The 5,562-nt window shown below is 65.7% G+C and carries 1 protein-coding gene and 1 pseudogene; both read left to right on the top strand.

All coding sequences use genetic code 11. The features are described 5' to 3' along the window. A pseudogene (locus E1N52_RS42755) lies at positions 1-175 on the top strand (IS5/IS1182 family transposase); the annotation flags it as partial. A gap of 1,297 nt (positions 176-1,472) precedes the next feature. Then, on the top strand, positions 1,473-5,562 hold a 4,090-nt coding region (locus E1N52_RS42750), incomplete at its 3' end, for a beta strand repeat-containing protein (RefSeq protein WP_205965773.1).

Genomic DNA, 5,562 nt, shown 5'->3' with positions numbered 1-5,562 from the left:
ACACGTGTTCGGTACGCTCAAGCACTGGATGGGGTCGACGCACTTCCTGATGCGAAGACTTGGTCACGTCGCCACCGAAATGAACTTGCATGTACTGGCGTACAACCTCAAGCGCGTCATCGGGATACTGGGATTCGCGAAAGCAATGCGGGCCATGAAGCTGGCCGGCGCGTGATCTCACGCATCGACGCTTCGAATGGCTCGGTGCAATCAGCCCCGTCGTTCGATCTCAGCGCTGGGTGAACGCGTTCGCTCCGATGCTCGCGGCTCGAACCGGCGTTTTTACACAGCCTCGGCCGACTTCCGCCCGACGCGGTCGGCCGCACCCGACCCATCACGGCCGCTCGTCGGCTCTAAGTCAGCGGCCGATGTTCGACCCATAGCCGACGGTACCGGCCCGATGATCAGACCAAAGTCCGATACCCAACGTACGTGACCACGCCTAGGCTAAAACATTATCCCGATCAATGCGGCAGCCCAGAAGAAGCGGGGCGCCGCGATCGAGACCAGTTACGAGGACGTAGCCGGATGAGCTTTCAGCGGTGACAGGTTTGTGCTGTGCGACTTTCGGCATGCTTGCAGTCGCAACTCAGCTGGCGCCAGCGTGCAGCCGGGCGGCTGAGCCTCTTCATTGACGACGGGAGCCAGTTGCGCGAATAGCGCCGGACACGAGCCGGACCTCTCTCCCGGCGCGTAGCGTGCCTGGTCACAACCACGCCGACGGCTTTCGGGAAGATCCGGCCCGTTCGTTGGGCGGGAGTCTAAGCGCGGATTCTCCCGTGCCGTGAGATCAGCGCTGCAATGGCATCCTCTTGAGCTCACCGGTCTTCTTGCTGTGACCAGTTTTCCGGAGTCAGGCGGTGAACACGAAGTTCGGTGTAATCCAGCGTGGTACTGCCCCGGGTCGGACTGGCATACCGGAACCGGTTCGTGCCACGATCAAACGGAAAACCATCGAGAGGTTGGCAACGCGTCTCGTAACGGTGACAGCTCACATCGGAGGTACGCTTTTGTTTGCCTCCTCCGCCTTGGGGCAGTCCGGCGGCCTTGGCGGCGCCGGCCCCCCACAACCGGTCGCTCCAGGCGGGGTCAGCAACGCCACCGTCACCGGTGCCAACGGCGGCAACGGCACGACGAGATATAGCGGCGGTGGTGGCGGCGGAGCGGGCGTCACGGGCGGTAGCGGGGGAAAGGGTGGCACCGGCCTCGATGGCACCGCCGCCGCCGGTGGCGCTGGCGCGACCGGCCCTGGCGGCGCGGGTGGTGCTGGCTCACCAGGCGCCCCGCCCCCAAGCACCAACGGCGACTCCGGCGGCGGCGGCGGCGGCGGTGCCCATGGCGCTGTCGTGACGACCACATCCAGCAACAGCGGCGCCTTGACAGGAGGAGCCGGGGGGGCCGGCGGCAACTCAAGCACAACTCGTGGGAGTAGCGGTATATCCGGCGGCGGCGGCGGGGCCGGCGGGTACGGCGTGGTGCTCAATGCGTCCGGCATCACTTACACCAACAGCGGAAGGATTGCCGGAGGGGCCGGTGGCAATGGCGGCAACTCTGCTTCGGTCGCCGGCGGGGGCGGTGACGGCGGATACGGCATCGACTCGACATCCGTCGGCAACACGATCATCAACACCAGCAACGGCAGCATCAGCGGTGGCTACGGCGGGAACAACGGCTTCGGCGGCGCCAACTGCTGCCAGTCGGATACGCCGACGGGCGGCGCTGGCATTGCTGGCAACGGGCTGACGATCATCAACAGCGGCTCAACCACCGGCGGTAATGGCGGCACGAATGGCGGCAGTAGTAACGATGGCTTCGGGTCCGGCGGCGTTGGCATCACCGGCGCGAACCTCGCCATCACGAACAGCGGCTCCATCACGGGTGGTCTGGCAGGAAATGGCACAACCCAAGCCAGCGCCATCACTTTCACTGGCGGCACCAACTCGCTTGAGATCGATGCTGGTTCGATCATCACCGGCAACGTGGTGGCATTCTCGTCGGCCGATACCCTCATTCTGGGTGGCTCGATCAACGCAACCTTCAACATGGCGCTGATCGGTCCGCCTGCGCAGTATCAGGGCTTTGGCCTGTACCAGAAGACGGGCTCCAGCACCTGGACGCTGACCGGATCAACCTCGACAACGACACCCTGGACGATTTCGGCGGGCACGCTACAGCTGGGCGATGGCATTACCAATGGATCGATTACCGGCAACGTCAATGACAATGCTGCGCTGGCGTTCAATCCGGCGACAGGCTCGACGACGACCTACAGCGGAGTGATTTCCGGTAGTGGAACGGTTAGTCAGATCGGCCCCGGTACGACGATCCTCACCGGTACCAACACCTACACGGGCGGCACAACGATTTCGGCGGGCATGCTGCAGCTGGGCGACGGCACCACCAACGGCTCGATTACTGGCAACGTCAACGACAATGCCACGCTGGCATTCAACCCGGCGACAGGCACGACAACGACCTACGCCGGCGTTGCCTCCGGCACCGGATCCGTCAGCCAGATCGGTCCCGGCACCACAATTCTCACTGGCGCCAATACTTACACCGGCGGCACGACAATCTCGGCCGGCACGTTGCAGCTGGGCAGTCGTGGCACGAGCGGCAGCATTGTCGGTGGCGTCACCGACAACGGCACCCTGGCCTTCGACACCGGCGGCGCGCTGATCTTGTCCGGTGTGATCTCCGGAAGCGGAGGGGTCAGCCAGACCGGCAGTGGCACCACCGTTCTGACCGGCGCCAACACCTACACGGGTGGCACCACGATTTCCGCTGGCAGGCTCCAGCTCGGCAGTGGCGGAACCACGGGGAGCATCGTTGGAAACGTTACGGACAACAGGACCTTTGTGTTTGACCGCAGCGACACCATCAACTTTGGCGGGGTCATCAGTGGCAGCGGCGCGGTGCAGCAGTCAGGCACCGGTACCGCGATCCTGACGGGAGCCAATACCTACAGCGGCGGAACCGCTCTCAACACCGGCACGATCGTCGCCGGCAACAATTCGGCGCTGGGTACGGGCCCGTTGGCAATGGCCGCTGGCACCACCCTGTCATGGCTGAGGGGTAACAACTATACGGTTGGGAACAACATCACCCTGACCGGCGATCCGAACTTTACGCCGCCGGCGGGAACCACCCAGACCCTGACCGGGGTCATCTCGGACGGTAGCTCTCCCGGCGTGTTCAATGCGGTTGGCCCTGGCACGCTGGTTCTGACCGGCACCAACAGCTACACGGGCGGCACAAACGTCAATGGCGGCTCCCTGTACATCAACGGCGACCAGACGGCCGCCAGAGGTGCGACCCCGGTGGCCATCGGCGCGACGCTGGGCGGCACCGGCATCATTGGCGGAAGCGTCAGCGTGAACGGCGGCACCCTGGCACCTGGCGCCGCCGCGGGGGGCATCGGAACCCTTACCATCAACGGCAACCTTGGCCTGACCAGCAGTTCGAACCTCGACTACAGCTTTGGCCAATCCACTGTGCCGGGCGTCCCGCTGAATGACCTGACCGTGGTGAAGGGCAACCTCACGCTGGATGGCGCGCTCAACGTCGCCCAGTCACCGGGCACCACGTTCGGGCCGGGCGTCTACCAGGTTTTCACGTATGGCGGTGCGCTGACCAACAACGGTCTGACGCTGGGCACCCTGCCAGCGGGGACCACCGCGGTGGTGCAGCTCTCGGTGCCCGGCCAGGTGAACCTGGTCAACACGACCGGTGTGACCGTGACCTACTGGGATGGCACGGGAAACAGGAGCAGCGGCACCATCGACGGTGGCAGCGGGACCTGGCAGGCCCCTGTCGGCAATGATAACTGGACCAACGCAATCGGCACGCTCAACGCGCCGTGGACGAACGGGAGCTTTGCGATCTTCTACCCTGCGCCGGGCACGGTGACGGTGGATAACAGCCTTGGCCAGGTCAGTGCCTCGGGGATGCAGTTCGCCTCCGGTGGCTATGTGATCAATGGCGGGCCGCTGACGCTGGTTGAGACCACGGCGGGATCGGGTGTCACGACCATCCGGGTCGGCGATGGCGCGTCCGACGGGGCGGGCTATACCGCGACTATCGACGCGGTACTGCAGGGCAGCACGCAGCTGCAGAAGACCGATCTCGGCACGCTGGTGCTTACCGGCGCGAACACGTACACGGGTGGCACGGCAATCAACGGCGGCACGCTGCAGGTGTCCGCCGACAACAATCTCGGCGCGGCAGCGGGCAACCTGAGCTTCGATGGCGGCACGCTGGCAGTCACCGGTTCGGGCTTCACCTCGGCGCGCAGTACGACGCTCAACGCTGGTGGCGGCACGTTCGATATCGCGCCTTCCGGCACGCTCACCATGAATGGCGTCATCAGCGGTGTGGGCGCGCTGGCCAAGACCGATAGCGGCACGCTGGTGCTGGCCGGCGCCAACACGTACACCGGCGGCACGACGATCAGCGAGGGCACGCTGCAGCTGGGCAACGGCGGCACCAGCGGCAGCATCGTGGGCAACGTCGCCAACGACGGCACGCTGGCGTTCGACCGTAGCGACACGCTCACCTACGGCGGCGTGGTCTCCGGAACCGGCGCCCTGGTGCAGATGGGCACCGGCACGACGGTGCTCAACGCGATCAGCACCTACAGCGGCCCGACCACCGTGCAAGCCGGCACGCTGACCGTCAACGGCTCGATCAGTTCTCCCGTGACGGTGGCGTCAGCGGGAACCCTGGCCGGGTCCGGCACGGTGATCGGCAATGTGGTGAACCAGGGCGTGGTCTGGCCCGGCAACCCGGTGGCCGGCGATACCGGTTACGGGGCGCTGACGATCCGCGGCAACTACAGTGACCCGCAGGGGCAGGTGGTCTTCAACACGTTCCTGGGTATCGACGGTTCGCCATCGAGCCGGCTGGTGCTGGACGGCGGGACCACGAGCGGCACGAGCGCAGTAGTCGTTCATTCCACCGGTAGCAGCGGCGTGAAGACCCAGAACAACGGGATCCTTCTGGTCCAGGCCGTCAATGGCGGCACCACGGCGGCCCGCGCATTCGTGCTCAACGGCGAACTGCGTTCCGGCGATCTCGACTACCGCCTGTTCAGGGGCAGTGTCGACAGCAGCGCTCCCCAGGACTGGTTCCTGCGCTCCGACTTCATCGTGCCGCCGACGCCGGTCACGCCGACGCCGGCCGAGTTGCCGCCAGGCAAATACCCGATCATCGGACCGGAAATCGCCACCTACGCCGTGGTGCAGCCCATCGCGCGGCAACTGGGTCTCACCACGCTTGGCACGCTGCATGAGCGCATCGGCGACACGCTGACCAACGCGCAGGGCGGCGCCGGTGACGCAGGCTGGACCCGCTCCGGCTGGGTGCGCCTGTTCGGCCAGCAGATCGACAACCGCTACCAGACCTTCACCAACGCGAGCGCCAGCGGTCACCTGCTCGGCTTCCAGGCGGGTCTCGATGTCTGGCGCGGCAGCTTCCTGCCGGGCCATCACGACGCCACCGGCGTCTACTTCGCGTACGGCAACAGCGATGTGGACGTGAACGGGCTCGTCACCAATGCGGCCG

Origin of the sequence: Paraburkholderia guartelaensis, from assembly GCF_004353905.1 — a bacterium.
Lineage (GTDB): Bacteria > Pseudomonadota > Gammaproteobacteria > Burkholderiales > Burkholderiaceae > Paraburkholderia > Paraburkholderia guartelaensis.
This window is presented reverse-complemented; position numbering and strand designations above follow the sequence as displayed.